Genomic DNA, 26,153 nt, shown 5'->3' on the forward strand with positions numbered 1-26,153 from the left:
AATGACAGGTACGTCCGAACAAGCATCTACCCCAGAACAACCACCTGTTGTTATCCCGGCTGACCAACCAAAGTCATCAGCCGACTCAGAAACGTTCTGCAAGGACAAGAAGCCGGGTTGCAGCAGCAGCTATGACGACATCATCTACGTCACCGGCCAGCGTCGGTTCTGGCTGTTGCCCAAGCGCACGTCCGAGAAGCTGAAAGAAAGCGTCAACCTGCTCAAGCAAAAAACCGTCGACGCAGACAAAGCCACGCGCATGAGCAACATCGCCGATGCCGGGCTGATGGACTACTTCCTCACGCCCAGCCCGGAGGCTTTTCTCGAAGCAGACGACCGTAGCAGTTACCTGGCGTCGAAATCGGCAATCCCCGAAGACACGGCTAAAAAAGCGCAGTGCCGCAAGGATTGGGACGCAGCAAAAGCCAAGGGTGACAGCGACGCGACGATGCATGCTGAGCGCGAGTTGTTCGCAGCTCAGCAACGCATCGATAAAAACAAAAAGAACATGGAAACGCTGGAAAAGGTCTCCGACACCAGCGCAGAGAAGTTGGGGTACAAGCGAGAAAACGGGGTTTTCTACACGCCGCGCGCCTTGAAGGCTCGCGAGGCCATCGACAAGTACATTAAAGAACGTGACAAGGCAAAAGCTCACGGCTACAAAATGTTCGATCCCGGCAGCAAAAAAATTGCCTCGGCGTGGGAGCACCTGAAAGACTACAAGGCGCTTCACAAAAAACTGATTGAAACCGGCGAGATCGACGAAAAGAAACTCAAGGGTGTGCAGATCAACATCCTCGCACTGAAAGACCTGATGTCCCCATACATCAATGCCATCGTGGAACTCGCCGAATGCGGGGTGGCGGTTCCCGAATTCGCACTCAGCCCTGATGACCAGTACGCAGGTACCGAGGATTTTCAGGCATTCATCGAGCTGACAAACAAACGCGATGAGCTTGAGAAAAAAATCGAAGCGCGTTATTCCCAATGGGTCTCGGCTACCGGTGGCAAGTCAGCGCCACCCGGAGTGCTGTTTGTCAGCTTGCAAAAGCAGTGGTACGACCTGAATGACGAGGCAGAGCGGATTCAGACCACCGCCGAAGCACGCGTTCGAGCACTCAAACCTCCCCGCCTGTTTCTCTGGGACGCGGAAAGCTACAAGCCAAAACCCCTCGAACGTCTGGCCAAAACCAACATTCCGCTGCGCGAACTCAGCAGTGCTTCTTCCACATCGATCCTTAACCACATCAGCCTGAAACATCTGGCTCAAGCGGGTGGCAACGCGTTCCAAGGCCAACTTAAAGAGCTGGCGACCAGTTTGCCCAAGTCGATTGCCAAAGAAGCAGACGATGATCGGGTGTTCAGTGATTGGCTGGAACAGGAAGGCGCGCTGCAGTTCGATGAGAAAGGCCCATGGTTCGATGAGCATGGTCTGTTCCTGCCAGAAAAATTTTTCGCTGCGCTGGAAGCCAAAGGCTACAAAGTCGAAAGCATCAAAGCCGAAGCCAAGAAAAAAAGCTGGGGCGAAAACCTCAAAGCCATGGTTTTCGAAGATAAACAGCTTCGTAACCTCATGCTTTTTGACAACAGCCCGCAGGCCCAACTGGTGCGCTGCCTGCTACCGGAAGGTGCCAACCTGCTGACCGAAGTCAAAATGGAAGGGCCAACATTGAAAAGTGGCAGTCCCCAACTCGCCAACGTTGAGGTCGCGCTGGATGTGGCTGCATGGCGAGGGGAAGTGACCTTGCTGAAATTCGAGTATCCCAAACGGGCCAAGGCCGAGCCTTGGACCGCTCAATACACCGCCCACGACGGCAGCGTTCGCAGCGTCAACTTCGGCAAGCTATCCCTTGATCTGGAGGCCAAGGCCTGGGGATTCGCCGGTGCGAGCCTCATGCTGTCGCGCGATCTCACCCTCGATCAAAAAACCGGTTACACCAGCCTTGTCGGTGTGGACCTTGCCGAGAAATCCGGCGACCTCGCCAAGTACGAGATATTCGCCGGCGCCCAGGCCGGATGCAAAGTCACCGGCAAACTGTTCTGGTGCCCACCACCCAGCGTCCTCCCCCCTGCCCCAGTACCCAATCGCGTATTAGCCAACCAATGGCGCCCATTGGCCAAACTGGAAGTCGAAATGGCGGTTGCACTCGGCGCAGGCATCTCGGGCGATATGCACCTTCGCATGCAAAACGGACACCTTTTGCTGTCGATCAAGGGCTCGCTGGTCTGGGGCGCGGGGGTTAAAGGTTATTTGACCTTTGAGGTAGGCTACGACAGCATCGTTGCATTGACGGAACTGGTGCGACAGGAAATGGCCGCGAACCAATACAAGGATCTAGATTGGGTAGATAAGGAAGCCTCAGCCTATATGGAAAAACTGAGCTTCCTCGGCGCCACAGGTATTGATGTGGTATTTGCGTACGTGCGTGGGTATGCAATTGTTAAAGAGATTTTTGATGCGCTGACCGAAGGGGATCGGGGTGGGCAGATTGCTTACACTCTCGTTCTAGATAACGAACAGCAAGCAATGCAGGATTGGGTATACAACCTACTCCCTCAAGCTTTCGGCCCCCTACTGATGACACTTAGTTCTACACCCAGAGCTTTTTCAGTACAGGCCGAACAAGAAAATAGAAGTTTCAACGAAGAAGAGGCACAACAGCTACAACAGCGGGCAATTGAACGCTGTTTAAATTGGATATCTTCAAAGCCTGATGCAAACAAGCAATTTGAAGAGTCTATTATTTGCATGAATCGGGACGGTACCCGACCGACGCAAGCTGGTTTTTCATATTGCAAGAACAAACTTAATCTTGATTCATTTATGGCAGAACCTGTGATGCCTCTTGACAATACAAGCATTCGCGCACGCGCCCGATATCGTGATCACGCATCAAAACTCGGCGCCCGCATAAATAGTTTGTGCGAATATAGTACAACTTATAAAGGACCTGCATTCGCCCCAACAAAAAACATTAAAGCAACCTATAAGGGTCCTAACATTGACCAATAAAATCATTACATTCTTTCTTTTTTCAATTTTTTTTTCTGGTTATGCCGTTGCTGAAATCACGCCAGAGCAACAGATAGCAAAAGAGCAAGGCCTAGCACTCTTTCAGCAAAATAATTGGCATAAATCCCAACTTTTACTAGAGGATGCAGCAACAGCCGGCGACCAGACCGCACAGTATTATCTAGGTGAAGCAATACGCTTGAGTAAGCGTTACACAACTGCCGAAGCAAAAAAATGGTACGAAGCAGCAGCTGAACAGGGCAATCTTTATGCAATGCTGCGCCTGAGCAATAAAGATGATCTTTGCAGTGAATTAGGAAGCTGCGACGGTCGGAGCGCAGGGGAATGGCGAGACCAAGTTTTAAAATTAGCCCGCGAGCGCGCTGAAAAAGGCGACACAGAGGCGATGACTGTTTTATTCATAACCAAACAAGGTCTTAAATGGTTAGAAAAAGCTGCGGAAGCAGGAGATCACATAGCACAAAATACTCTTGCGGGAGTTTACAAAGACGGAGATGGATGGTTCTTAGTCCCTGGCAGTCGAGATAAGGCTGTTGATAAATGGTACAAATTATCCGCTGAAGGTGGTTACCCACGAGCCATGTATCTTTATGCCAACTACTTATATACGCACGGCGGAAAAAAAGAAGAAATGGCCTACTGGCTGAGAAAATCCGTTGAAGGTGGATATATTAATGCAATCGGCACCTACGCACTTAGCGTAGCTCATATCCCAGATGACTTAGGGTATCCTCAAGATTTAGTGCAGGCGTATGGGCTTGCCTATTTACTTTCAAAGCTTGAAGGCGGTGGAATTGCTTCCGAAGATGGAAAAGAAATTCTTCCTGAAATTGCCGAAAAAATGACAGAAGATCAAGTTAAGCAAGGTGTGGCATTCGCCAGAGATTGGGAAAAAACGCGCCCTCCGCTTTCGTATTACGTTCCGATTTATGGCTATTGAAAGTAATAAACAAGCACCAACCAAATGTAAAAGGTCTTATTCAATAATTAAGATAATCAAAGAACTCCACCTAAGAACCATGTATTGATTAAGAAACTATTTTTCGGCGCGCTAACTTCAGTCATCTTATGCAGTTCCGCTGCCGCCGAATTAACAGCTTCGCAAAAAACAGCGAAAGATTCCGGCATTGCGTTGTTTCGCCAAAGTGATTGGTATGATTCTCAGCCGCCTCTAAATATAGCGGCAGAGGCGGGAGACTCAGAAGCGCAATACTATTTGGGAGAAGCGATTTTTCTCAGCAATCGCTATACAACTGCCGAAGCCGAAAAATGGTACGAAGCCGCAGCCGAGCAGGGCAGTCTTTACGCGATGCTTCGACTGAGCAATGAAGAAGATTTGTGCGGAGCTATGGGTACCTGCTCCGGAAAGACCGCAGCAGAATGGCGGGAGCAAGTTTTAGAAAAAGCAGGCGAGCGAGCGGAGAAAGGTGATACAGAGGCAATGACTGTTCTATTTAAGGCCGGCCAGGGTCTGTCGTGGCTAGAGAAAGCAGCTGAAGCGGGTGACAGTTATGCCCAACAACTGTTGGCTAGCGCTTATAAAAGTGGCGCTGGATGGTTCTTGATTCCGGGCAGTAGAGAAAAAGCAATAATCAAATGGTTTAAAGCATCATCTGAAGGTGGCAACCCAAGAGGCATGTTCCTCTATGCGAATTATTATATGACCATAACGGCAGTAAAGAAGATATAGCATACTGGGTCAAAAAAGCAGCGAAACACAGCCACATAGATGCAGTGGGCACCTACGCATACAAAGTTTCAGACCCATCTAACGAACTAGGTTACCCAGAAAACCTGGCTGAAGCTTATGGCTTGACGCTTTTACTTTCGAAACTCGAGGCAGGTACAGCACCTGAAGATGCGAACAGACTGCTCCCAGAATTAGAAAAAAAATGAGCCCTGAAGAAATAAAAAAAGCAACGGAGTTCTCTAAAGACTGGGAAAGATCTCACGCGCCTTTATCTTATTTTGATCCCATTTACGGGTACTAGTCATACCGCTACAATCAAAGAAAAACAAACAAAACAAAGGAGATGGATTTATTTAATAACAACTACAATTAAATGGACCCATCCTATTTTGCTGCCTCTTTTTAACCGCTTCAGCACCATAAACACGACCTCAAAGCCATTCACAACGGATCTAACATTGATCAATCGAGCAATTTTCAGCTTCCTTATATTCCTTTTCTTATCCAACGCTTTCGCTGGACAACTGACAGAGTCCGAAGAAAAATCCAGAGACAAGGGAGTTATTCTTTATCAACAAGGAGCATGGACTTCCTCGCAACCGTTTTTGCGAGTTGCGGCCGAGGCCGGCGATAGAAAGTCTCAATATTTTCTGGGCGAGGCGATACGACTGAGTAATCGATACATGACGAAGGAAGCCAGATACTGGTACGTAGCTGCGGCAGATCAGGGCGACCTATACGCCATGCTTCGTCTAAGTAGTAAAAGTGATTTCTGCAATGCAATGGACGACTGTGCAACCAAAACTAGTGAAGAATGGAGAGCCCGAGCTTTAAAAATTGCTCGTGAGCGTGCAGCCGAAGGAAACACAGAAGCAATGGTTGTAATGTTTACAGCTAATCAAGGCTTGGATTGGCTAGAAAAGGCTGCGGAGTCAAAAGACAGCTTTGCTCAACAACTTCTCGCTAGCGCTTATCAAAGGGGACAAGGTTGGTTCATCGTTCCGGGCAGTCGCGAGAAAGCAATTAAAAAATGGTTTAAGGCGTCAGCGGAAGCAGGTTTCCCACCAGGCATGTATCTCTATGCAAATTACCTATATGAACATAACGGGGACATGTCAGAAATAGGATACTGGCTTAGAAAAACAGCCGAAGCTGGACATATAGACGCATTGGTTAGTTATGCCCTCAACATTGCTCACATCCCTGATACTTATGGTTTCCCTCTAGACCTAGTGAAGGCTTACAGTTTTACCTACTTGGTATCAGAACTTAAAGGAGGGGGGGCTTCACCAAGAGAGGCCAGAATAAACCTTCCTCAGATTGCAGAAAAAATTAATGCTGAAGAAATAAAACAGGGAATCGCACTTTCTAAAGAATGGGAAAACAATCACCCCCCTCTTTCTTACTATGCTCCCATTTACGGCTACTAAGCTGTTTCGCTGAAGGGTAGATTTGCAAAACGCAGAATTTCATCAGCACAAAATTGCAAAAAAATCGCAGCCCAAAGCTGCGATTTTTTCTTTCGTACCGTTTACACAGCAGCCAACCGCACCTGCTTCTCCAACTCCACCTTCAACCCCGGCTCCAGCTTCAGCTGCCGCGCCAGTTCATCCAGGTAGCTCTTCTCCATGAAGTTCTCCTCGTCCACCAACATCACGCTGGCGATGTACATCTCAGCCGCCATCTCCGGCGTGCTTGCCGCGCGGGCGACGTCGGCGGGGTCGAGGGGTTTGTTGAGTTCGGCGTGTAACCAGTGTTGCAGTTCCTGATCGTTGTCGAGTTTGGTGAATTCGCCTTCGATCAGTTGGCGTTCGCGGTCGTCGATATGGCCGTCAGCTTTGGCGGCGGCGACGAGGGCCTTGAGGATCGCCTGGCTGTGCAGCTCGACCTGCGCTGGAGGCAAGCGGTCGAGGGTCTGGGGTTCGCCTTGTGGCGCGGTGCCTTTTTGCGCGTTCCAGTTGCCGTAAGCCTTGTAGGCCAACACGCCCAGCGCGGCGAGGCCGCCGTAGACAGCGACTTTGCCGCCGACATTACGCGCCTTTTTACTGCCGAGCAGCAGACCCATGGCGCCCGCCGCCAATGCACCACCACCCGCGCCTGAGAGCAGACCGCCAAGGCCACCGCCGCCGGAAGATCCGCCAAGCAAGCCACCCAGGCCACCGGCCGCCGATTTGTTCTGCGAGCCACCGGCCTTGTTCTGCAACAAATCCTGGCCGGATTTGAGTAGTTGATCGAGCAATCCACGGGTGTTCATGTTCCGCCTCCAAACTGGGGATATCAGGACTTATAAGGCCCTCAGCCTAGTTCGAAAGTGCCCTGGAGAGACTTACAAGTGTGCTTCCAGATGTTGCTCAGTGTGGCCAGGCCATTCGTGAAAATAGATATACACTCAGGCCAATCTATAAAAACCGCCCACTGGGTACCCTTCTCATGATGACCCTGCGTCAGATCCGTCATTTCATCGCCGTGGCCGAGACCGGCTCGATCTCTGCCGCTGCGCAAACCGCGTTTATTTCCCAATCGACCCTGACCTTGGCGATCCAGCAACTGGAAGAAGAAATCGGCGTCAGCCTGTTCAGCCGACACGCCAAGGGCATGACGCTGACGCATCAGGGACATCAATTCCTACGCCAGGCGCACCTGATTCTGGCGACTGTGGATAACGCCAAACGCAGTCTGCAACAGAGCACCGATCAGGTTGCCGGGCAGTTGATCATCGGTGTGACCAGCCTTGTCGCTGGTTATTACCTCGCGGATTTGGTCACCCGGTTTCAGCGTGCTTATCCAAATGTCGAGATACGGGTGATGGAGGACGAACGCCCCTACATCGAGCATTTGCTGGTCAGCGGCGAAATCGACGTCGGCGTGTTGATCCTCTCCAACCTCGAAGATCGCCACGCCTTGCAGACTGAGGTTCTGACTCATTCGCCGCACCGTTTATGGCTTCCGGCCCAGCATCCGCTTCTGGAGCACGACAGCATCAATCTCGCCGATGTTGCCCGCGAACCGTTGATTCAACTCAACGTCGACGAGATGGATCGCAACGCCCAACGCCTATGGCGCGGCGCCGGACTGCAACCGAAGATCACCCTGAGAACCGCTTCAACCGAAGCGGTGCGGAGCCTTGTAGCGGCCGGTTTGGGTGTATCGATCCAGCCGGACATGACCTACCGCCCATGGTCACTGGAAGGCGACATCATCGAAGCGCGGCCAATTGCCGACCTCAACCAGACCCTTGATGTCGGCCTGGCCTGGCGCCGAGGCGCCGCACGACCTGCTCTCGTCGACCCCTTCCTCACCGTGGCCCGCGAACAACCCCACGGCGGACGCAAGCCATCTATTTAATCGAATGCCACCTTCAGTATTTAGAATTTGTCGCCCCCGGCGCCGCGCACTAGTCTTGCTGCATCTATAAGACGGTCGGCTCCCGGTGACACAGGGAGCAACAATGGCCATACAAGAAAAGAGAGCTCGCAAAATGGCTGGCGCGCAGACCCCGATGTGTACCGCGTTGTTGATCGACGGTGAGCTGGTCGCCGGTGAAGGCTTTGTCGAGCCGATCCTCAACCCGGCCACCGGTGAAATCCTCACGCACATCGCCGAAGCCAGCACCGAACAGGTCGAAGCCGCCATCCTCGCGGCTCACCGGGCGTTCGCCGAATGGTCGCGGACCACGCCGCAGCAACGCTCCAATCTGCTGCTGGACATCGCCAACGCCGTCGAAAAACACGCCGATCACCTCGCCCGCCTTGAATCGTTGAACTGCGGCAAGCCGTTGCATCTGGCTCGTCAGGACGATTTGACTGCGACCGTCGACGTGTTCCGTTTTTTCGCCGGAGCCGTGCGCTGCCAGACCGGCCAGCTCAGCGGTGAATACCTGCCGGGTTACACCAGCATGGTGCGCCGCGATCCGATTGGCGTCGTCGCCTCGATTGCGCCGTGGAACTACCCGATCATGATGGCCGCGTGGAAAATCGCCCCGGCCCTCGCTGCTGGCAACACGCTGGTGTTCAAGCCATCCGAACACACGCCGCTGTCGATCCTCGCACTGGCCCCTGCGCTCGCCGAAATCCTGCCGCGCGGGGTGATCAACATCATCTGCGGCGGTGGCGAAGGCGTCGGCAGCCATTTGGTCAGTCACCCGAAAATCCGCATGGTCTCGCTGACCGGCGATATCGTCACCGGGCAGAAAATCCTTCAGGCCGCGGCGAAAACCCTCAAACGCACACATCTTGAACTCGGCGGCAAGGCGCCGGTAATTGTCTGCAACGACGCGGACATTCAAGCCGTCGTCGAAGGCGTGCGCACTTACGGTTACTACAACGCCGGGCAGGATTGCACCGCTGCTTGCCGGATCTACGCCCAGGCCGGCATCCACGACAAACTGGTCGCCGAACTCGGTGCCGCCGTCAGCAGCCTGCGCTTCGCAGGCAAACGCGATGCCGACAACGAAATAGGCCCGCTGATCAGCACGCGTCAGCGTGATCGCGTGGCCAGTTTCGTTGAACGCGCCCTCGGTCAGCCGCACATCGAGCGGGTGACCGGCGCGGCGGTGCATTCCGGTGCCGGTTTCTACTATCAACCAACGCTGCTGGCCGGTTGCAAGCAGAGCGACGAAATCGTCCAGCGCGAAGTGTTCGGCCCGGTGGTGACCGTGACCCGTTTCGACGAACTCGCCCAAGCCGTCGACTGGGCCAACGACTCCGAATACGGCCTCGCCTCGTCGGTGTGGACACAGAATCTGGACAAGGCGATGCAGGTCGCCGCGCGTCTGCAGTACGGCTGCACCTGGATCAACAGCCATTTCATGCTGGTCAGCGAAATGCCCCACGGCGGGCTGAAACGTTCAGGTTATGGCAAAGACTTGTCCAGCGACTCGCTTCAGGACTACAGCGTGGTGCGGCACATCATGGCCCGCCACGGCCAGCATCTCTGACTACGCTAATAACAAGCCGCCAACGGCATGCTTCACCGCGTTCACAACTGCCCCGACCATAATTTAAAGAAGAGGGTTCAACCATGTTCGTGCACAAGACCGCACTGCTCAGTGCAATCACCACGGCCCTGCTGGCCAGCGCCAGCCTGCAAGCGGCAGAACCGCTGAAGGCTGTCGGCGCTGGTGAAGGTCAGTTGGATATCGTCGCCTGGCCGGGCTACATCGAACGTGGCGAGAGCGACAAGGCCTACGACTGGGTGAGCGGTTTCGAGAAGGAAACCGGCTGCAAGGTCAACGTGAAAACCGCCGCGACCTCTGACGAAATGGTCAGCCTGATGGCCAAGGGCGGTTACGACCTGGTCACCGCGTCGGGTGATGCGTCGCTGCGGTTGATCGTCGGCAAGCGTGTGCAACCGATCAACACCGCGTTGATCCCGAACTGGAAAACCCTCGACCCACGCCTGAAAGATGCGCCGTGGTACGTGGTCAACAATCAGACTTACGGCACCCCGTACCAGTGGGGGCCGAACGTGCTGATGTACAACACCAACGTGTTCAAGACTGCGCCGACCAGCTGGAATGTGCTGTTCGACGCGCAGAACCTGCCGGACGGCAAAGCGAACAAGGGCCGTGTGCAGGCGTATGACGGACCGATCTACATTGCCGATGCGGCGCTGTACCTGAAATCGGCCAAGCCTGAATTGGGCATCAGCGACCCGTATCAACTGACCGAGGCGCAGTACAAGGCTGTGCTGGATCTGTTGCGCGCGCAGCAGCCGCTGATCCACCGCTACTGGCACGACACCACAGTGCAGATGAGCGACTTCAAAAACGAAGGCGTGGTCGCCTCCAGCGCCTGGCCATATCAGGTCAACGGCCTGATCAACGAGAAGCAGCCAATCGCTTCGACCATCCCGAAAGAAGGCGCCACCGGTTGGGCCGATACCACCATGTTGCACGCCGAGGCCAAGCATCCGAACTGCGCCTACAAGTGGATGGACTGGTCGCTGCAACCGAAAGTCCAGGGTGATGTGGCGGCGTGGTTTGGCTCGTTACCGGCCGTGCCGGCGGCGTGCAAGGAGAGCGAATTGCTTGGCGCCGAGGGTTGCAAGACCAACGGTTTCGACCAGTTCGACAAGATCGCCTTCTGGAAAACCCCGCAGGCCGAGGGCGGCAAGTTTGTGCCGTACAGCCGCTGGACACAGGACTACATCGCGATCATGGGCGGTCGTTAAGCTCGAGAACAGCTCGGTCAAGCTCCCTTCCCCCCCGCCCCCCGGGGGGATAGGGCGCTAAAAAGCAGATCGCATTCACCGTTAGATATTTCAGCTTTTTCAGAAGTCCAGGCAGGGCCGCTGCGACGGCTTTCGCCTTTTTGGAGCACCGCACCATGACGCTTGCAGTCCAGTTCACCAATGTTTCTCGGCAGTTCGGCGAAGTTAAGGCCGTTGACCGGGTTTCCATCGATATCCAGGACGGCGAGTTCTTTTCCATGCTCGGCCCTTCCGGCTCCGGCAAAACCACCTGCTTGCGCTTGATCGCCGGGTTCGAACAACCAAGCGCCGGTTCGATTCGCATTCACGGCGTCGAAGCGGCGGGTTTGCCACCGTATCAACGTGACGTAAACACTGTGTTTCAGGATTACGCGCTATTCCCGCACATGAACGTGCTCGACAACGTCGCCTACGGTTTGAAGGTCAAAGGTGTCGGCAAAACCGAGCGCCACAAACGCGCTGAAGAAGCCTTGGACATGGTCGCGCTCGGCGGCTACGGCGCACGCAAGCCGGTGCAGTTGTCCGGTGGTCAGCGCCAGCGCGTGGCCCTCGCCCGCGCCTTGGTCAATCGTCCGCGAGTGCTGCTACTCGATGAGCCGCTCGGCGCGCTGGATTTGAAACTGCGCGAGCAAATGCAAAGCGAACTGAAGAAGCTGCAACGCCAGCTCGGGATCACCTTCATCTTCGTCACCCACGATCAGACCGAAGCGCTGTCGATGTCCGATCGCGTCGCCGTATTCAACAAGGGTCGCATCGAACAGGTCGATACGCCGCGTAATCTGTACATGAAACCGACCACCACTTTCGTCGCCGAATTCGTCGGCACGTCGAACGTGATTCGGGGTGAACTGGCGCGGCAGATCAGCGGCCATCCGCAGCCGTTTTCGATTCGTCCGGAACATGTGCGTTTCGCCGAAGGCCCCTTGGCCAGCCATGAAATCGAAGTCAGCGGTTTGCTCCACGACATCCAGTATCAGGGCAGCGCCACGCGCTATGAATTGACCCTGGAAAACGGCCAGACCCTGAGCATCAGCCACGCCAACAACCAGTGGATAGACAGCAGCGCACAGCATCAGACCGGTCAACGCCTTAGCGCCCGCTGGGCGCGGGAAGCGATGATCCCGCTGCACGATACCGTGACGAGTGGGGTGTGAAATGAGCACGCTCGCGATGACTCAATCGCCGCCATTGCGCAGGTTTTCCAACCTGCTCTACCGCAAGCCGAACCTGTATTTGTCAATGCTGCTGGTGCCGCCGCTGCTGTGGTTCGGTGCGATCTATCTCGGCTCGTTGCTGGTGCTGTTGTGGCAGGGTTTCTACACCTTCGACGACTTCACCATGGCGGTCACTCCTGACCTGACGCTGGCGAACTTTGCCGCGCTGTTCCAGCCGTCGAACTTCGACATCATCCTGCGCACGCTGAGCATGGCCATCGTCGTTTCGATTGCCAGCGCCATCCTGGCATTCCCGATTGCCTACTACATGGCGCGCTACACCACCGGCAAGACCAAAGCGTTTTTCTACATCGCGGTGATGATGCCGATGTGGGCCAGTTACATCGTCAAGGCTTACGCGTGGACGTTGTTGCTGGCCAAGGGTGGCGTGGCGCAGTGGTTCGTTCAGCACCTGGGGCTGGAACCGGTTTTGCAGTTCATCCTCGGGTTTCCTGGCGTGGGCGGCAGCACCTTGTCGACCTCGCATCTGGGGCGGTTCATGGTGTTCGTCTACATCTGGTTGCCGTTCATGATCCTGCCGATTCAGGCTTCGCTGGAGCGCCTGCCGCCGTCGTTATTGCAGGCTTCGGCCGACCTTGGCGCCAAGCCGCGCCAGACCTTCATGCAGGTGATTCTGCCGCTGTCGATTCCGGGGATTGCCGCCGGATCGATCTTCACGTTTTCCCTGACCTTGGGCGACTTCATCGTGCCGCAACTGGTGGGCCCGCCGGGCTACTTCGTGGGCAGCATGGTGTATGCGCAGCAAGGTGCGATTGGCAACATGCCGATGGCCGCCGCGTTTACGTTGGTGCCGATTGTGTTGATTGCCATCTACCTGTCCATCGTTAAACGACTGGGGGCCTTCGATGCACTCTGAGCGCGCTTCACTGGGCCTGCGCATCGCAGCCTGGGGCGGGTTGGTGTTTCTGCACTTCCCGATCCTGATCATCTTTCTTTACGCCTTCAACACCGAAGAGGCCGCGTTCAGTTTTCCGCCGAAGGGCTTCACGCTGCACTGGTTCAGCGTGGCGTTTTCGCGAACGGACGTTCTGGAATCGATCAAGTTATCGCTGCAAATCGCAGCCATCGCCACCTTGATCGCGATGGTCCTCGGCACGCTCGCCTCGGCGGCTTTATACCGCCGCGATTTCTTCGGCAAACAGGGTATTTCGTTGATGCTGATCCTGCCGATCGCGCTGCCCGGGATCATCACCGGGATCGCGCTGCTGGCGACCTTCAAGACGCTGGGGATCGAACCGGGAATGTTCACCATCATCGTCGGCCACGCGACCTTCTGTGTGGTGATCGTTTACAACAACGTCATCGCCCGCCTGCGCCGCACTTCGCACAGTTTGATCGAGGCTTCGATGGATCTGGGCGCCGATGGTTGGCAGACGTTTCGCTACATCATCCTGCCAAACCTCGGCTCGGCGTTGCTGGCCGGCGGCATGTTGGCGTTTGCGCTGTCGTTCGACGAAATCATCGTTACCACGTTTACCGCCGGTCATGAACGCACGTTGCCGTTGTGGCTGCTCAACCAGCTCAGCCGCCCACGGGATGTGCCGGTGACCAACGTCGTCGCCATGCTGGTGATGATGGTGACCATGCTGCCGATCCTGGGCGCGTACTACCTGACGCGGGGTGGTGAGAGCGTGGCGGGGAGTGGCGGCAAATGAATCCCTGACAGACACCACCGTCCCCTGTGGGAGCGAGCCTGCTCGCAAAGAGGCCGTCGCATCCAGCATTGATGTCGACTGATACACCGCTTTCGCGAGCAGGCTCGCTCCCACAGTTTCAATCCGGTTTCGGCAGAAAAATAATAGATTCGAAGAGGACAACAGACATGCAAACCAAACTCTTGATCAACGGCCAATTGGTCAACGGCGAAGGCCCCGCCCAACCGGTGCTCAACCCCGCGCTCGGCGAAGTGCTGGTGGAAATCAACGAAGCCAGCGAAGCCCAGGTCGATGCCGCCGTGCGTGCCGCCGACAATGCCTTCGCCGAGTGGTCGCAAACCGCACCGAAAGACCGTTCGCTGCTGCTGCTCAAACTCGCCGACGCCATCGAAGCCCACGGCGAAGAACTGGCCAGACTCGAGTCCGACAATTGCGGTAAACCCTACAGCGCCGCGCTCAACGACGAGATCCCGGCAATTGCCGACGTGTTCCGTTTCTTCGCCGGCGCCAGCCGTTGCATGAGCGGTTCGGCCGGCGGCGAATACCTGCCCGGCCACACCTCGATGATCCGCCGCGACCCGGTCGGTGTGATCGCCTCCATCGCGCCGTGGAACTACCCGCTGATGATGGTCGCCTGGAAAATCGCCCCCGCCCTCGCAGCCGGTAATACCGTGGTGCTCAAGCCGTCGGAACAAACCCCGCTGACCGCGTTGCGTCTGGCCGAACTGGCGTCGGAAATCTTCCCGGCGGGCGTACTCAATCTGGTGTTTGGCCGTGGTCCTACGGTCGGCAGTCCGTTGGTCACACATCCAAAAGTGCGCATGGTCTCGCTGACCGGGTCCATCGCGACCGGTTCGAACATCATTTCCAGCACCGCCGACAGCGTCAAACGCATGCACATGGAACTGGGCGGCAAGGCGCCGGTGATCATCTTCGACGATGCTGATATCGATGCGGCGGTTGAAGGCATTCGCACCTTTGGTTTTTACAACGCCGGGCAGGACTGCACCGCCGCGTGCCGGATCTACGCCCAGCAAGGCATTTACGACAAATTCGTCGAGAAGCTCGGCGCGGCAGTCAGCAGCATCAAGTACGGCTTGCAGGATGATCCTTCTACCGAACTGGGGCCGCTGATTACTGCACAGCATCGTGATCGTGTCGCATCGTTCGTCGAACGTGCCGTTGCCCAACCGCACATTCGCTTGATCACGGGCGGCAAGGCTGTGGACGGAAATGGTTTCTTCTTTGAACCGACGGTGTTGGCTGACGCGCAACAGGACGACGAGATTGTCCGCCGCGAAGTGTTCGGGCCGGTGGTGTCGGTGACCAAATTCACCGATGAAGCGCAGGCGCTGGAATGGGCCAACGATTCGGACTACGGCTTGGCGTCCTCCGTTTGGACAGCTGATGTAGGACGCGCCCATCGGATGTCGGCACGGTTGCAGTACGGCTGCACCTGGGTGAATACGCACTTCATGCTGGTCAGCGAAATGCCCCATGGCGGTCAGAAACTGTCCGGTTACGGCAAGGACATGTCCATGTATGGGCTGGAGGACTACACCACCGTTCGGCATGTGATGTTCAAGCACTAAGCCTTTAAAAGCTTCGCGAGCACCGCGGTTTTAGGACGGAACCGGCACTGCGCACCACCAGGATCCCAAAACAATAACTACCGAACCGGGCGGCGCTCCCAAAGCCCCGCCACGGCCTCGGCCATCCGAAATCTGCCGATTTCACGGAGCAAACACACATGAGTGCATCACCCGACCTCTCAGTTGCCGTCGCCGACAGCGATGCCGAACAACTGCGCAAACTCGGCTACACCTCCAACTTCAATCGCAGCATGAGCCTGTGGGAAAACTTCGCGCTGGGCTTCACCTATCTGTCACCGGTCGTAGGGGTTTATACCCTGTTCGGCCTATGCCTCGCCGCTGGTGGCCCGCCGATGTTCTGGGCCTATTTGCTGGTTGGTTGCGGCCAGTTGCTGGTGTGCCTGATCTTCGGCGAAGTGGTTTCGCAGTTCCCGATTTCTGGCGGCGTTTACCCATGGGCGCGCCGACTGGTCGGCAAGAAATGGGCGTGGATGGTCGGCTGGATCTACTCCATCGCACTGTGCGTCACCATTGCTGCCGTTGCAGTCGGTGCTGGCCCGTACCTGGCAGCCATGCTGGGATTTGAGCCGAGCAACAACACCAACATCGTCATCGCCCTGGTGCTGACGTTGTTCGCCACGCTGGTCAACCTCAGCGGCACCAAAGTACTGGCGCGCATAGCCATGTTCGGCTTCCTCTGCGAACTGGTCGGCGCGGTGATCGTCGGTGTTTACCTGCTGGTCTTCGAGCGTCACCAGCCGCTCAGCGTGCTGTTCAACACCTTCGACATCAGCATCGATGGCTCGTACCTGCCGGCGTTCCTCACTGCCTCGCTGGCGGGGATGTTCCTCTACTACGGCTTCGAGGCCTGCGGCGATGTTGCCGAAGAAACCCCTAACCCGAGCGCAAAAATCCCGGTGGCCATGCGCATGACCATCTACATCGGTGGCATCGCTGCGATGTTTGCCTGTCTGGCGCTGATCCTCGCCGTACCGGACATGCAAGCGGTGATCAACGGCACCGACAAAGACCCGGTCACCACCATCCTCAACAACGCGTTCGGCCCGGTCGGCTCGAAAGTAGTGATGGGTGTAGTGATGATTTCCTTCATCTCGTGCGTCATCAGCCTACAGGCTGCAGCGAGTCGTCTGCTGTACTCCTACGCCCGCGATGAAATGGTCATCGGCAGCCGACTGCTGAAAAAGATCTCTCCTACGACCCAGGTGCCGGTCGCTGCGCTGTTCGTATCCGGCGTCCTGCCGGCCCTGATCATCGCCCTCGGTTTCTTCCTGCAAGACGCCGTGGCGACCATCGTCAGTTTCGCGGCAATCGGCATCTACCTCGCGTTCCAGATGATCGTGCTGGCCGCGCTGTACGCGCGTAGCAAAGGCTGGAAACCCAGCGGCAAATTCACCCTCGGCGCGTGGGGCTGGCCGGTGAACATCGGCGCGCTGGTGTATGGCGTTGGCGCGATCATCAACATGGCCTGGCCACGTACGCCGGATGCGGCGTGGTACGTGAACTATGCGATGGTGCTGAGCACCGCGATCGTGATTGGGTTGGGCTTGTTGTACATGTGGATTGGCAAGCCGTATGACCATGGTAAGGCGCCGGCTGGGGATGCCTGGAAGGTGAGTCGCTAAGAGTTTTTGACCTCGGCACCGACTAGGTGCCGGGGTTCAGGAAAGCCGAGAAAAATCATCAAAAAGAAAGCTCTGCCTGATCGTGCTTCAACGAGGAAATACGGTCGAACAACTTTATTTTTTCGTTGGCTTTTTGCTTGGCGTGATCGGACACGAAAGTAATCAACTCTTCGAGCTGATTGACGTCTCCGACCACTTTGAATTCCTTTTCCTTGTTGACGAAAACAAGCGACTTTTTCTTTCTCGACAACAATTCAATGACGTTGCTGAGCGTGCCGGTGCTCTTTGCATCCCAGATCATCAAGCCGTAGTCAGCCGCTTCGGCCATGACTACGTCTTTCTCAGTGAAGAAGGCTCTCGTTCCTTTGGAATGTTGGGAGTCGACTGTTCTGGCGGGCCACTGCCCAAGGTTATTCCGCGTCGTTGAACCGCTGCAGAACACCGTGGTTCTGGATCGTTCGAGGCTCAACAGGTACTCCTGAATGGAGATATCGGCGCCCCCTGCATCACCCACCACCACTTCAAAATCCGACGCAACGATATTATTGATGCGCTCTTTAACCTTCGGATCAAGGTTCTTGATGTTGAAAGAGCCGGCAATAAATACAGTTGTCATTGAGTTCACATCCAACAAAAAACCTGTGGCGAGGGAGCTCGCTCCCTCGCCACAGGTTTACTGCGCAAGTTGATTGATCTGCGTGCTGTAAAAGCCAAATGGCTTTCACAGAGTTAGAACCGCGAAACACTCCTCATCGCGTCCACCAGATAGCGCATCGCTATCCGGTCGCTCTCCGAAAGCTCTCGATAACGTTCCACCAGTTTCAGCTCGTCGGAGCTGAGCCGGCGTCTTCTGCGGCCGCTGCCCAGGCAGGGAAAGATGCCTAACATGTCGGTGATGCCTTGTATTTTTTCCATGGACGATGTCCTTCTCTAATACGTCAAAGAACTGCTAAACCACCACATCGCCCTGCCCCTTTCAGCAGCGTCGAGTGCCCCACCGGTCTGAGCGTTCGCGACCGGTCATGCCCATAGAATAGAAATTAATTCGGCGCTGGAAAGGGTTATTTAGAGTAATTAGTCGAGAAAAGCAGATATGTCGTATAAATCAGAAAGCGCTGTCGGAAAAAATACAGACATGTCTTGTTTCATTGCCAGCCGACGTCTTGTAATCAATCATTTCTGCTCGACAATCGAACGGTTTAAGCTATCCGGCATCTGTTTATAGTCCGTTGCGTTTGGTCGAAGGCTTGCCCGAACCGTTTTTTATGATCCAGCACGTGCCAGGAAAGGCGCGGGATTGCACACGACAGGTTGTATTTATGCACCGCAGGAATTTGCTCAAAGCGTCCATGGCCATTGCGGCTTACACCGGTCTTTCGGCCACCGGCCTGCTGGCCAGCCGTGCTTGGGCTGCCAATGGTGGCGCCGCCGATGGCGAGGCGCAGTCCTTCGATTTCGAAGCGCTGAAGCGTCAGGCCAAGCAACTCGCTGGCAACGCCTATCAGAACACCAAACAGGTGCTGCCGCCGACCCTGGCGACCATGACCCCGCAAAACTTCAACGCGATCCGCTACGACGGCGAGCATTCGTTGTGGAAGGAGAACAAGGGTCAACTGGACGTGCAGTTCTTCCACGTCGGCATGGGTTTCCGCCAGCCGGTGCGCATGTACAGCGTCGATGCCAAGACCCGCACCGCCCGCGAAGTGCATTTCCGTCCGGCGCTGTTCAACTATGAAAACACTTCGGTCGACACCCAGCAGCTCAAGGGCGACCTGGGTTTTGCCGGTTTCAAGTTGTTCAAGGCTCCGGAACTTGATCGGCATGACGTGCTGTCGTTTCTCGGCGCCAGCTATTTCCGTGCAGTCGATGCCACTGGCCAATATGGCCTTTCGGCGCGCGGGCTGGCGATCGACACTTACGCGAAGAAACGCGAAGAATTCCCTGACTTCACCAAGTTCTGGTTCGAAACGCCGGACAAAAACGCCACGCGTTTTGTGGTGTATGCCCTGCTCGATTCACCGAGTGCCACCGGCGCTTACCGTTTCGATATCGATTGCCAGGCCGAGCGCGTGGTGATGGAAGTCGACGCACACATCAATGCGCGTACTGCCATCGAACAGTTGGGCATCTCGCCGATGACCAGTATGTTCAGTTGCGGCACCCACGAGCGCCGTATGTGCGACACCATTCACCCGCAAATCCACGATTCGGACCGCCTGGCGATGTGGCGTGGCAACGGCGAGTGGATCTGCCGCCCGCTGAACAACCCGGCAACCCTGCAATTCAACGCGTTTGCCGACACCGATCCGAAGGGCTTTGGCCTGGTGCAGACCGACCATGAGTTCGCCAATTATCAGGACACCGTCGACTGGTACAGCAAGCGCCCGAGCCTGTGGGTAGAACCTACAACCGCGTGGGGCGAAGGCTCTATCGATCTGCTGGAAATTCCTACAACCGGCGAGACCCTCGATAACATCGTGGCGTTCTGGACACCGAAAAAACCGGTGGCTGCCGGGGATTCGCTGAATTACGGCTACAAGCTGTACTGGAGCGCCCTGCCGCCAGTGAGCACGCCGTTGGCGCGGGTGCACGCCACGCGCTCCGGTATGGGCGGTTTCGTCGAAGGCTGGGCACCCGGCGAGCACTATCCGCCAGTCTGGGCGCGTCGTTTCGCCGTGGACTTCAACGGAGGCGGTCTCGATCGCCTGCCGCCAGGCACCGGGATCGAGCCAGTAGTCACCTGCTCGAACGGCAAGGTGCAGGACTTCAGCGTGCTGGTGCTGGATGACATCAAGGGCTATCGGATCCTGTTCGATTGGTATCCAACCAATGACAGCGTGGAGCCGGTTGAGCTGCGGTTGTTCATCCGTACCAATGACCGCACGCTGAGCGAGACCTGGTTGTACCAGTACTTCCCGCCGGCGCCGGACAAGCGCAAATACCCTTGATGATTTGAGGCGCCTGCACGGGCCTCATCGCTGGCAAGCCAGCTCCCACAGTGTTTGGTGTTGATCACAATTTTTGTGTACGACGCCAAACCTGTGGGAGCTGGCTTGCCAGCGATGACGGCAGTATTTCAACAAAAGATCATCAGACAAAACAAAGCCCCGGCCATCACTGACCGGGGCTTTTTGCTTTACCGCTACTGACTCAGTCGCGCAGATCAGACTCATGAATCGGCTGATCACGATGAGTCGCGCGCTGATATTGCGCCGGCCATACGGCTTTGCGCCCACCCAGGTCATCATCGGCGTGCAGCGGCCAGTACGGATCACGCAGCAGCTCGCGGGCGAGGAAGATGATGTCAGCCTGACAGGTGCGCAAAATGTGCTCGGCCTGGGCGGGCTCGGTAATCATTCCCACAGTGCCGGTGGCGATGCCTGACTCCTTGCGCACGCGCTCGGCGAAGCGGGTTTGATAGCCCGGCCCAACGGGAATCTCAGCGTTGGCTGCGGTGCCGCCCGACGAAACGTCGATCAAGTCCACTCCGAGGGTGTGCAGGCGACGCGCCAGCTCCACGGTTTCGTCAGGGTTCCAGCCGTCCTCGACCCAGTCGGTAGCCGACACGCGGACAAACACCGGCAACTCTTCCGGCCAGACAGCGCGAACGGCTTCGGTGACCTGCAGCACCAGGCGAATGCGGTTTTCGAATGAGCCGCCGTACTGATCCCGCCGTTGATTACTCAGCGGCGACAGAAACTGATGCAGCAGGTAACCGTGGGCCGCATGCACTTCGACCACACTGAAGCCTGCCGTCAGCGCGCGCTTGGCGGCATCCACAAAGGCTTGAATGACGTCAGCGATCTGCGCTTCATCGAGCTGTTTCGGTTGAGTGTGTTGCGGGTCGAAGGCAATCGGTGAAGGGCCGACCGGCGTCCAGCCGCCATCATCGGGTTTTACGCTGCCATGTTTGCCAATCCACGGGCGGTGAGTGCTGGCCTTGCGCCCGGCGTGAGCCAGCTGAATGCCGGCGACCGCGCCCTGAGCGGTAATGAATCGGGTGATGCGTTGCAGCGGTTCGATCTGGTCGTCGTTCCACAGACCAAGGTCTTCGGCCGTGATCCGCCCGTCGGCCGTGACCGCCGTGGCTTCGGTGAATACCAGCCCGGCGCCGCCCACCGCGCGGCTGCCGAGGTGCACCAGATGCCAGTCGTTGGCCAGGCCGTCGACGCTGGAATACTGGCACATGGGCGATACGGCGATGCGGTTGGGCAGGGTCAGTTGGCGAAGGTTAAAAGGTTCAAGCAGCAGACTCATGGGGCACCTCTCAAATCAGTGGGCAGGCTCCAGGGTTCTGTTTGAAAAGTCGACGAGTGACAGGAAAAGGTGCAGCACCCGCCCCCGCGGGCAAAAAATTCGACAAGACGTCACAAGGCCAATCAAGCAGTGCTTAGAGCCTAGTAGACAACCGGGGATGAGGGAGGGTTCAGAGTGATTCTGTGTTTGACAGACCGCTTTCGCAAGCAAGCTCGCTCCCACAAGGGAATGCATTCCAGGTGTGGGAGCGGCCGTGCGGCTTGCTCGTGAATGGGGTTAACGCGGTTCGATGTGAGCAATCATCAGTTGCACGGTCTCGTTGCCGCGGAACTCGTTGACGTCGAGTTTGTAAGCCAGTTCGACCCATTGAATCGTCGGGTTGGGCCAGATATCACGATCGATACCGAACGCAATGCCGTCGAGTTTCACCGAGCCGCATTCGCTTTTCAGCACCACTTTCAGGTGACGCTCGCCGACCACGCGCTGCTCGACCAACTGGAACACACCATGGAACAGCGGCTCAGGGAAGTGTTGCCCCCACGGCCCGGCATGGCGCAGGGCGCGGGCCAGTTCGAGGTGGAATTCTTCAACGGCCAGCGTGCCATCGGACAGCAAGCGCCCGGTCAGGTCCTCTTCGCGAAGCTGCCTACGCACTTCGGCGTCGAATGCTTCGGCGAATAACGGAAAATTCTCTTGCGGCAAGGTCAGGCCAGCCGCCATCGCGTGGCCACCGTACTTGGCGATCAGGTTAGGGTGTTGCGCCGCGACCACGCTCAACGCATCGCGAATATGGAAACCCTGCACCGAACGCCCGGAGCCCTTGAGCAAACCGTCGCCAGCATCGGCAAAGGCAATGGTCGGACGGAAATAACGCTCTTTCATCCGCGAGGCCAGAATACCGATAACACCCTGGTGCCATTCAGGATCAAACAGGCACAGACCAAATGGCATCGACTCGACGGGCAAATCCTTGAGCTGGGCCAGCGCTTCACGCTGCATGCCCTGCTCGATGGATTTGCGATCCTGATTCATGCCATCCAGTTGCGCGGCCATTTCCCGGGCGAGGTTGACGTCGGCGGTGAGCAGGCATTCGATGCCCAGGCTCATGTCATCCAGACGCCCGGCGGCGTTCAGCCGCGGGCCGACGATGAATCCCAGATCGGTTGAAGTGATACGCGCCGCATCACGCTTGGCCACCTCGAGAATCGCTTTGATCCCCGGCCGCGCGCGCCCGGCACGAATCCGCTCCAACCCCTGGTGCACCAGAATCCGGTTGTTGGCGTCCAGCGGCACCACGTCAGCGACGCTGCCCAGCGCCACCAGATCGAGCAGTTCGCCGATGTTCGGTTGCGGCGCGTTCTCGTACCAGCCGAGGCTGCGCAGGCGCGCACGCAAGGCCATCAACACGTAGAAAATCACCCCGACCCCGGCCAGCGCCTTGCTTGGGAACTCGCAGCCCGGCTGGTTTGGATTGACCAGCGCATCGGCCATCGGCAACTCATCGCCGGGCAAGTGGTGGTCGGTGATCAATACTTTGAGCCCGGCCTTCTTGGCGGCAGCCACACCTTCGACGCTGGAGATTCCGTTGTCGACAGTGATCAACAATTGCGGCTCGCGGGTCAGTGCGACTTCGACGATTTCCGGGGTCAGGCCGTAGCCGTATTCAAAGCGGTTCGGCACCAGATAGTCGACATGCGCCGCGCCCAACAAGCGCAAGCCAAGCATGCCGACGGTGCTGGCCGTCGCGCCATCGGCATCGAAGTCACCGACGATGAGGATGCGCTGCCGTTGTTCCAGCGCTGTCACCAGCAGGTCTACCGCGGCCTCGATGCCCTTGAGTTTCTCAAACGGGATCAAGTGCTTGAGGCTCTTGTCCAGCTCCACCTCGGACCGCACGCCCCGCGCCGCGTACAAGCGGGTCAGCAGCGGCGGCAGATCACCGAGAAATGGCAGAGTGGCAGGCAGTTGGCGAGGTTCGATGCGCATGGGGTGACGGAGACTTCTCTTGAATACGTAGGATTAATCAGCGATGGCGCGAATCAGCCGCGCTCGCCTTGCAGCCATTGCAACTGGACTTCGTGTTGACCACGGTCGTCGGTGACGAAGATCGTCCCTTCGCTGATCATCACGTCCCACTTGATGACGCGGGGCATGTCCTTGGCCAGGGTTTCCAGGACTTCTTGCGGGACGGCGGCGATGTTGACGTTTTTCAGGTTCTTGATCGCCGGGATCACCTTGGTTTCCCACACGCGCAGGCTGCCATAGGCGAGCAGGCTGGTGCGTTCGGTACGGCGCGAGCACCACGTCAGACGGTCGGAATCCGGCTGGCCGACTTCGATCCAGTGCAGGACACGGTCGTCCAGGCTTTTTTCCCACAGAGCAGGTTCATCCACATCTGACAGACCACGGCCAAACGACAACTGCTCGTTGTACCAGAGGGCGTAGGCCAGCAACCGTACGGTCATGCGCTCTTCGGTCTCCGAAGGGTGACGGGCGATGGTTTGCTTGACGCTCTCGTAGACACTGCGGTCGAGGTCGGTGAGGTTCAGTTCAAACTTGTAGGTGGTGGAAGGCTGGGCCATGAACGGGCTTCTTGATACGAGGAAAGTCGGCAAGTCTAACCGATGCGGTAGGCAATCATCGAATTGATGGCGATCAACTTGGGGCGCCTGACGGCCGGCTATGTTAAAACGCTGTATACGCTCAGCCTTGTCCTACAGGATTCTGTATGCCGTTCGCCAATAAACCGCTCAGCGGTGTGAAAGTCATTGAATTGGGTACGTTGATTGCCGGGCCATTTGCCTCGCGCATTTGCGGCGAGTTCGGCGCCGAAGTGATCAAGATCGAATCGCCGGACGGCGGTGATCCGCTGCGCAAATGGCGCAAGCTGTACGAAGGCACGTCCTTGTGGTGGTTTGTTCAGGCGCGCAACAAGAAGTCGCTGACGCTGAACCTCAAACACCCTGACGGTTTGGCCATCCTGAAAAAACTGCTCGCTGAAGCCGACATCCTGATTGAGAACTTCCGCCCGGGCGTATTGGAAAAACTCGGTCTGAGCTGGGAAACCCTGCACGCCTTGAACCCAAAACTGGTGATGGTGCGCCTCTCCGGTTTTGGTCAGACCGGGCCGATGAAGGATCAACCGGGTTTCGGAGCCGTGGGCGAATCCATGGGTGGCTTGCGCTACATCACCGGTTTCGAGGATCGACCGCCGGTGCGCACCGGGATCTCCATCGGCGATTCGATTGCGGCGCTGTGGGGCGTGATCGGCGCCCTGATGGCGCTGCGTCATCGTGAGGTCAACGGCGGTTTGGGCCAAGTGGTCGATGTCGCACTGTATGAAGCAATCTTCGCCATGATGGAAAGCATGGTGCCGGAGTTCGATGTGTTCGGTTTCATCCGCGAGCGCACCGGCAACATCATGCCCGGCATCACGCCCTCCTCGATCCACACCAGCGCCGACGGCAAGCATGTGCAGATCGGCGCCAACGGCGATGCGATTTTCAAGCGTTTCATGCTGACCATCGGCCGTGAAGATCTGGCCAACGACCCAATGCTGGCCAGCAACGACGGGCGCGACAGTCGACGTGACGAGTTGTATGGCGTAATCGATCGCTGGGTCAATTCGCTGCCACTGCAGACCGTGCTGGATCTGCTCAATCAGGCCGACGTGCCGGTCAGCCGGATCTTCAGCGCCGAGGACATGTTCACCGATCCACAATACCTGGCCCGGGAAATGTTCCTGCACGCCAAATTGCCGGATGGCAAACCCTTCAAGATGCCCGGCATCGTGCCGAAACTCTCAGAGACACCGGGCTCCTCCGAATGGGTCGGGCCGCAGCTCGGTGAACACAATGCGCAGGTACTCCACGATCTTGGCTACGACGAGAAGCAGATCGCCCGACTGCGTGAAGACGGAGCCATTTGAGCTGAAACGCCTGCAGATATCCGACGCCCCAAACGCCCTCCACTGGTGGACGTGGCGGCTGTTCGGCCTGTTGTTTCTGCTGGCCCTGCCAGCCTGGGCACAGGCAAAACCGACCTTGATCTGGTTACTGCGCGATCTGCCGCCACTGACCATTTTTGAAGGTCCGAAAAAGGGTCAGGGGGTCATCGACCACTTGATGCCGATGCTTATCGCCGGCATGCCGCAATACGAACACACGCTGATGCGGGTCAACCGCGCCCGGGGCATGCAGATGCTTCAAAACGCAACCTTCACGTGCGACCCGTCGCTGATGTGGAGCAAGGAGCGGGCGCAATGGATCGCTTTTTCCATCCCGGCGTTCCGCGCTGTCAGCAATGGGCTGGTGGTGCGCCAGAAAGATCACGACGTATTGGCGCCTTTTCTGGTGAACGGTGAGGTCGATCTGGCCGCGCTCCTGGCCAATGGCGAAGAAAAAATCGGCGTCGTGGCGGGGCGCAGTTACGGTGAGTTGGTCGACAATTTGCTGCGCCAGGCCCCGAAGGATGCACTGACCGCTCATTACGGCAACGACGCCCTGAACAGTCTGCTGCTGATGCAGCGCCTCGGTCGGTTGCAGGTGGTGTTGGGATACTGGCCGGAGATCCGTTATCAGGCTCAACTGGCGCACATTGCCGAAGACGAATTGCGCTTCTATCCGATTCGCGACAACGGCAAATATCTTTCGGGTTACATCGGCTGCTCTGACACGCCTCAGGGGCGCCAGGCGATCACCGAGATCAACCAGTTGCTGCGCACCCTGCCCCACGATTTATTAAACCAGCGCTACGCTGACTGGCTCGATCCTGAGATGCGCACCGATTACGTCGAACAGGCCCGTAGGTTTTTCGAACATCAATCGGCGCATTGAAT

21 protein-coding genes are annotated in these 26,153 nt (G+C 56.9%); 15 read left to right on the forward strand and 6 right to left on the reverse strand.

All coding sequences use genetic code 11. From position 1 onward, the window contains the following. Position 1 precedes the first annotated feature (1 nt). From AB4P92_RS09865 to AB4P92_RS09880, 4 genes are all read left to right on the forward strand, one after another. Entirely contained in the window at positions 2-3,013 is a 3,012-nt protein-coding gene (locus tag AB4P92_RS09865; RefSeq protein WP_395599306.1) for a hypothetical protein, read from the forward strand. Continuing rightward, positions 3,003-3,974, forward strand: coding sequence for a tetratricopeptide repeat protein (locus tag AB4P92_RS09870; protein WP_395599307.1), 972 nt, complete (start codon positions 3,003-3,005; stop codon positions 3,972-3,974). The genes AB4P92_RS09865 and AB4P92_RS09870 overlap by 11 nt, the downstream gene beginning before the upstream one ends. Positions 3,975-4,058: 84 nt before the next feature. Next, the gene (locus AB4P92_RS09875; protein WP_395599308.1) at positions 4,059-4,724 is read left to right on the forward strand and encodes a tetratricopeptide repeat protein; all 666 of its coding nucleotides are present in this window, start codon (positions 4,059-4,061) and stop codon (positions 4,722-4,724) included. Positions 4,725-5,182: 458 nt separating this feature from the next. Then, a complete protein-coding gene (locus tag AB4P92_RS09880; RefSeq protein ID WP_395599309.1) occupies positions 5,183-6,154 on the forward strand; it encodes a tetratricopeptide repeat protein in 972 nt (323 codons plus the stop codon). A gap of 101 nt (positions 6,155-6,255) precedes the next feature. Here the strand turns inward: AB4P92_RS09880 and AB4P92_RS09885 are convergent, their stop codons facing one another. Beyond that, positions 6,256-6,978, reverse strand: a complete 723-nt coding sequence (locus AB4P92_RS09885; protein ID WP_210624653.1) for a tellurite resistance TerB family protein — start codon at positions 6,976-6,978, stop codon at positions 6,256-6,258. A 176-nt stretch (positions 6,979-7,154) separates the two neighbouring features. Here AB4P92_RS09885 and AB4P92_RS09890 point away from each other — a divergent pair, with 176 nt between their 5' ends. The 8 genes from AB4P92_RS09890 (at position 7,155) to AB4P92_RS09925 (ending at position 17,059) form a co-directional block, all read left to right on the forward strand. Continuing rightward, positions 7,155-8,069 (forward strand): LysR family transcriptional regulator, encoded by a 915-nt coding sequence (locus AB4P92_RS09890; protein ID WP_047299877.1) that lies wholly within the window; start codon positions 7,155-7,157, stop codon positions 8,067-8,069. Between the two features lie 133 nt (positions 8,070-8,202). After that, entirely contained in the window at positions 8,203-9,660 is a 1,458-nt protein-coding gene (locus tag AB4P92_RS09895; RefSeq protein WP_042557849.1) for a gamma-aminobutyraldehyde dehydrogenase, read from the forward strand. Between the two features lie 83 nt (positions 9,661-9,743). Next, the gene (gene ydcS / locus AB4P92_RS09900) at positions 9,744-10,895 is read left to right on the forward strand and encodes a putative ABC transporter substrate-binding protein YdcS (protein WP_395599310.1); all 1,152 of its coding nucleotides are present in this window, start codon (positions 9,744-9,746) and stop codon (positions 10,893-10,895) included. A gap of 155 nt (positions 10,896-11,050) precedes the next feature. Continuing rightward, positions 11,051-12,088: an ABC transporter ATP-binding protein gene (locus tag AB4P92_RS09905; protein ID WP_047299875.1), complete on the forward strand. Its 1,038-nt coding sequence runs from the start codon at positions 11,051-11,053 to the stop codon at positions 12,086-12,088. 1 nt (position 12,089) lies between these two features. Then, positions 12,090-13,025: an ABC transporter permease gene (locus AB4P92_RS09910; protein WP_395599311.1), complete on the forward strand. Its 936-nt coding sequence runs from the start codon at positions 12,090-12,092 to the stop codon at positions 13,023-13,025. After that, complete coding sequence (locus AB4P92_RS09915) at positions 13,015-13,824, forward strand: ABC transporter permease (protein ID WP_047299874.1); 810 nt, start codon at positions 13,015-13,017, stop codon at positions 13,822-13,824. The genes AB4P92_RS09910 and AB4P92_RS09915 overlap by 11 nt, the downstream gene beginning before the upstream one ends. 167 nt (positions 13,825-13,991) lie before the next feature. Continuing rightward, on the forward strand, positions 13,992-15,416 hold the full coding sequence (locus tag AB4P92_RS09920) for a gamma-aminobutyraldehyde dehydrogenase (protein WP_042557844.1): 1,425 nt from the start codon (positions 13,992-13,994) through the stop codon (positions 15,414-15,416). Between the two features lie 158 nt (positions 15,417-15,574). Beyond that, on the forward strand, positions 15,575-17,059 hold the full coding sequence (locus tag AB4P92_RS09925) for an APC family permease (protein ID WP_047299872.1): 1,485 nt from the start codon (positions 15,575-15,577) through the stop codon (positions 17,057-17,059). A gap of 58 nt (positions 17,060-17,117) precedes the next feature. Here the strand turns inward: AB4P92_RS09925 and AB4P92_RS09930 are convergent, their stop codons facing one another. Both AB4P92_RS09930 and AB4P92_RS09935 read right to left on the reverse strand, forming a co-directional pair. Continuing rightward, positions 17,118-17,675 (reverse strand): hypothetical protein, encoded by a 558-nt coding sequence (locus AB4P92_RS09930; RefSeq protein WP_395599312.1) that lies wholly within the window; start codon positions 17,673-17,675, stop codon positions 17,118-17,120. A gap of 113 nt (positions 17,676-17,788) precedes the next feature. Further along, complete coding sequence (locus AB4P92_RS09935) at positions 17,789-17,974, reverse strand: hypothetical protein (protein WP_042557842.1); 186 nt, start codon at positions 17,972-17,974, stop codon at positions 17,789-17,791. A 404-nt stretch (positions 17,975-18,378) separates the two neighbouring features. On the opposite strand from AB4P92_RS09935, the gene AB4P92_RS09940 reads away from it, so the two are divergent. Then, positions 18,379-20,007, forward strand: coding sequence for a glucan biosynthesis protein D (locus AB4P92_RS09940; protein ID WP_042557841.1), 1,629 nt, complete (start codon positions 18,379-18,381; stop codon positions 20,005-20,007). Between the two features lie 202 nt (positions 20,008-20,209). Here the strand turns inward: AB4P92_RS09940 and AB4P92_RS09945 are convergent, their stop codons facing one another. The 3 genes from AB4P92_RS09945 to AB4P92_RS09955 all read right to left on the reverse strand — a co-directional run bounded on the left by AB4P92_RS09945 (position 20,210) and on the right by AB4P92_RS09955 (position 23,898). Next, positions 20,210-21,316 carry an NADH:flavin oxidoreductase/NADH oxidase gene (locus AB4P92_RS09945; RefSeq protein ID WP_042557840.1) on the reverse strand — a complete coding sequence of 369 codons (1,107 nt, stop codon included), beginning with the start codon at positions 21,314-21,316 and terminating at the stop codon, positions 20,210-20,212. Positions 21,317-21,592: 276 nt separating this feature from the next. Then, positions 21,593-23,302 (reverse strand): single-stranded-DNA-specific exonuclease RecJ, encoded by a 1,710-nt coding sequence (gene recJ / locus AB4P92_RS09950; protein ID WP_042557839.1) that lies wholly within the window; start codon positions 23,300-23,302, stop codon positions 21,593-21,595. Positions 23,303-23,355: 53 nt separating this feature from the next. After that, positions 23,356-23,898 (reverse strand): YaeQ family protein, encoded by a 543-nt coding sequence (locus AB4P92_RS09955; protein ID WP_042557838.1) that lies wholly within the window; start codon positions 23,896-23,898, stop codon positions 23,356-23,358. A 146-nt stretch (positions 23,899-24,044) separates the two neighbouring features. Here AB4P92_RS09955 and AB4P92_RS09960 point away from each other — a divergent pair, with 146 nt between their 5' ends. Together AB4P92_RS09960 and AB4P92_RS09965 are read left to right on the forward strand one after the other, a co-directional pair. After that, on the forward strand, positions 24,045-25,244 hold the full coding sequence (locus tag AB4P92_RS09960; protein ID WP_042557837.1) for a CaiB/BaiF CoA-transferase family protein: 1,200 nt from the start codon (positions 24,045-24,047) through the stop codon (positions 25,242-25,244). Further along, positions 25,225-26,151, forward strand: coding sequence for a TIGR02285 family protein (locus tag AB4P92_RS09965; RefSeq protein WP_390896410.1), 927 nt, complete (start codon positions 25,225-25,227; stop codon positions 26,149-26,151). Before AB4P92_RS09960 ends, AB4P92_RS09965 begins: the two co-directional genes overlap by 20 nt. The last annotated feature ends 2 nt before the right edge of the window (positions 26,152-26,153 follow it).

The organism is Pseudomonas sp. A0308 (assembly GCF_044218815.1).
Classification (GTDB): Bacteria; Pseudomonadota; Gammaproteobacteria; order Pseudomonadales; family Pseudomonadaceae; genus Aquipseudomonas; species Aquipseudomonas iridis.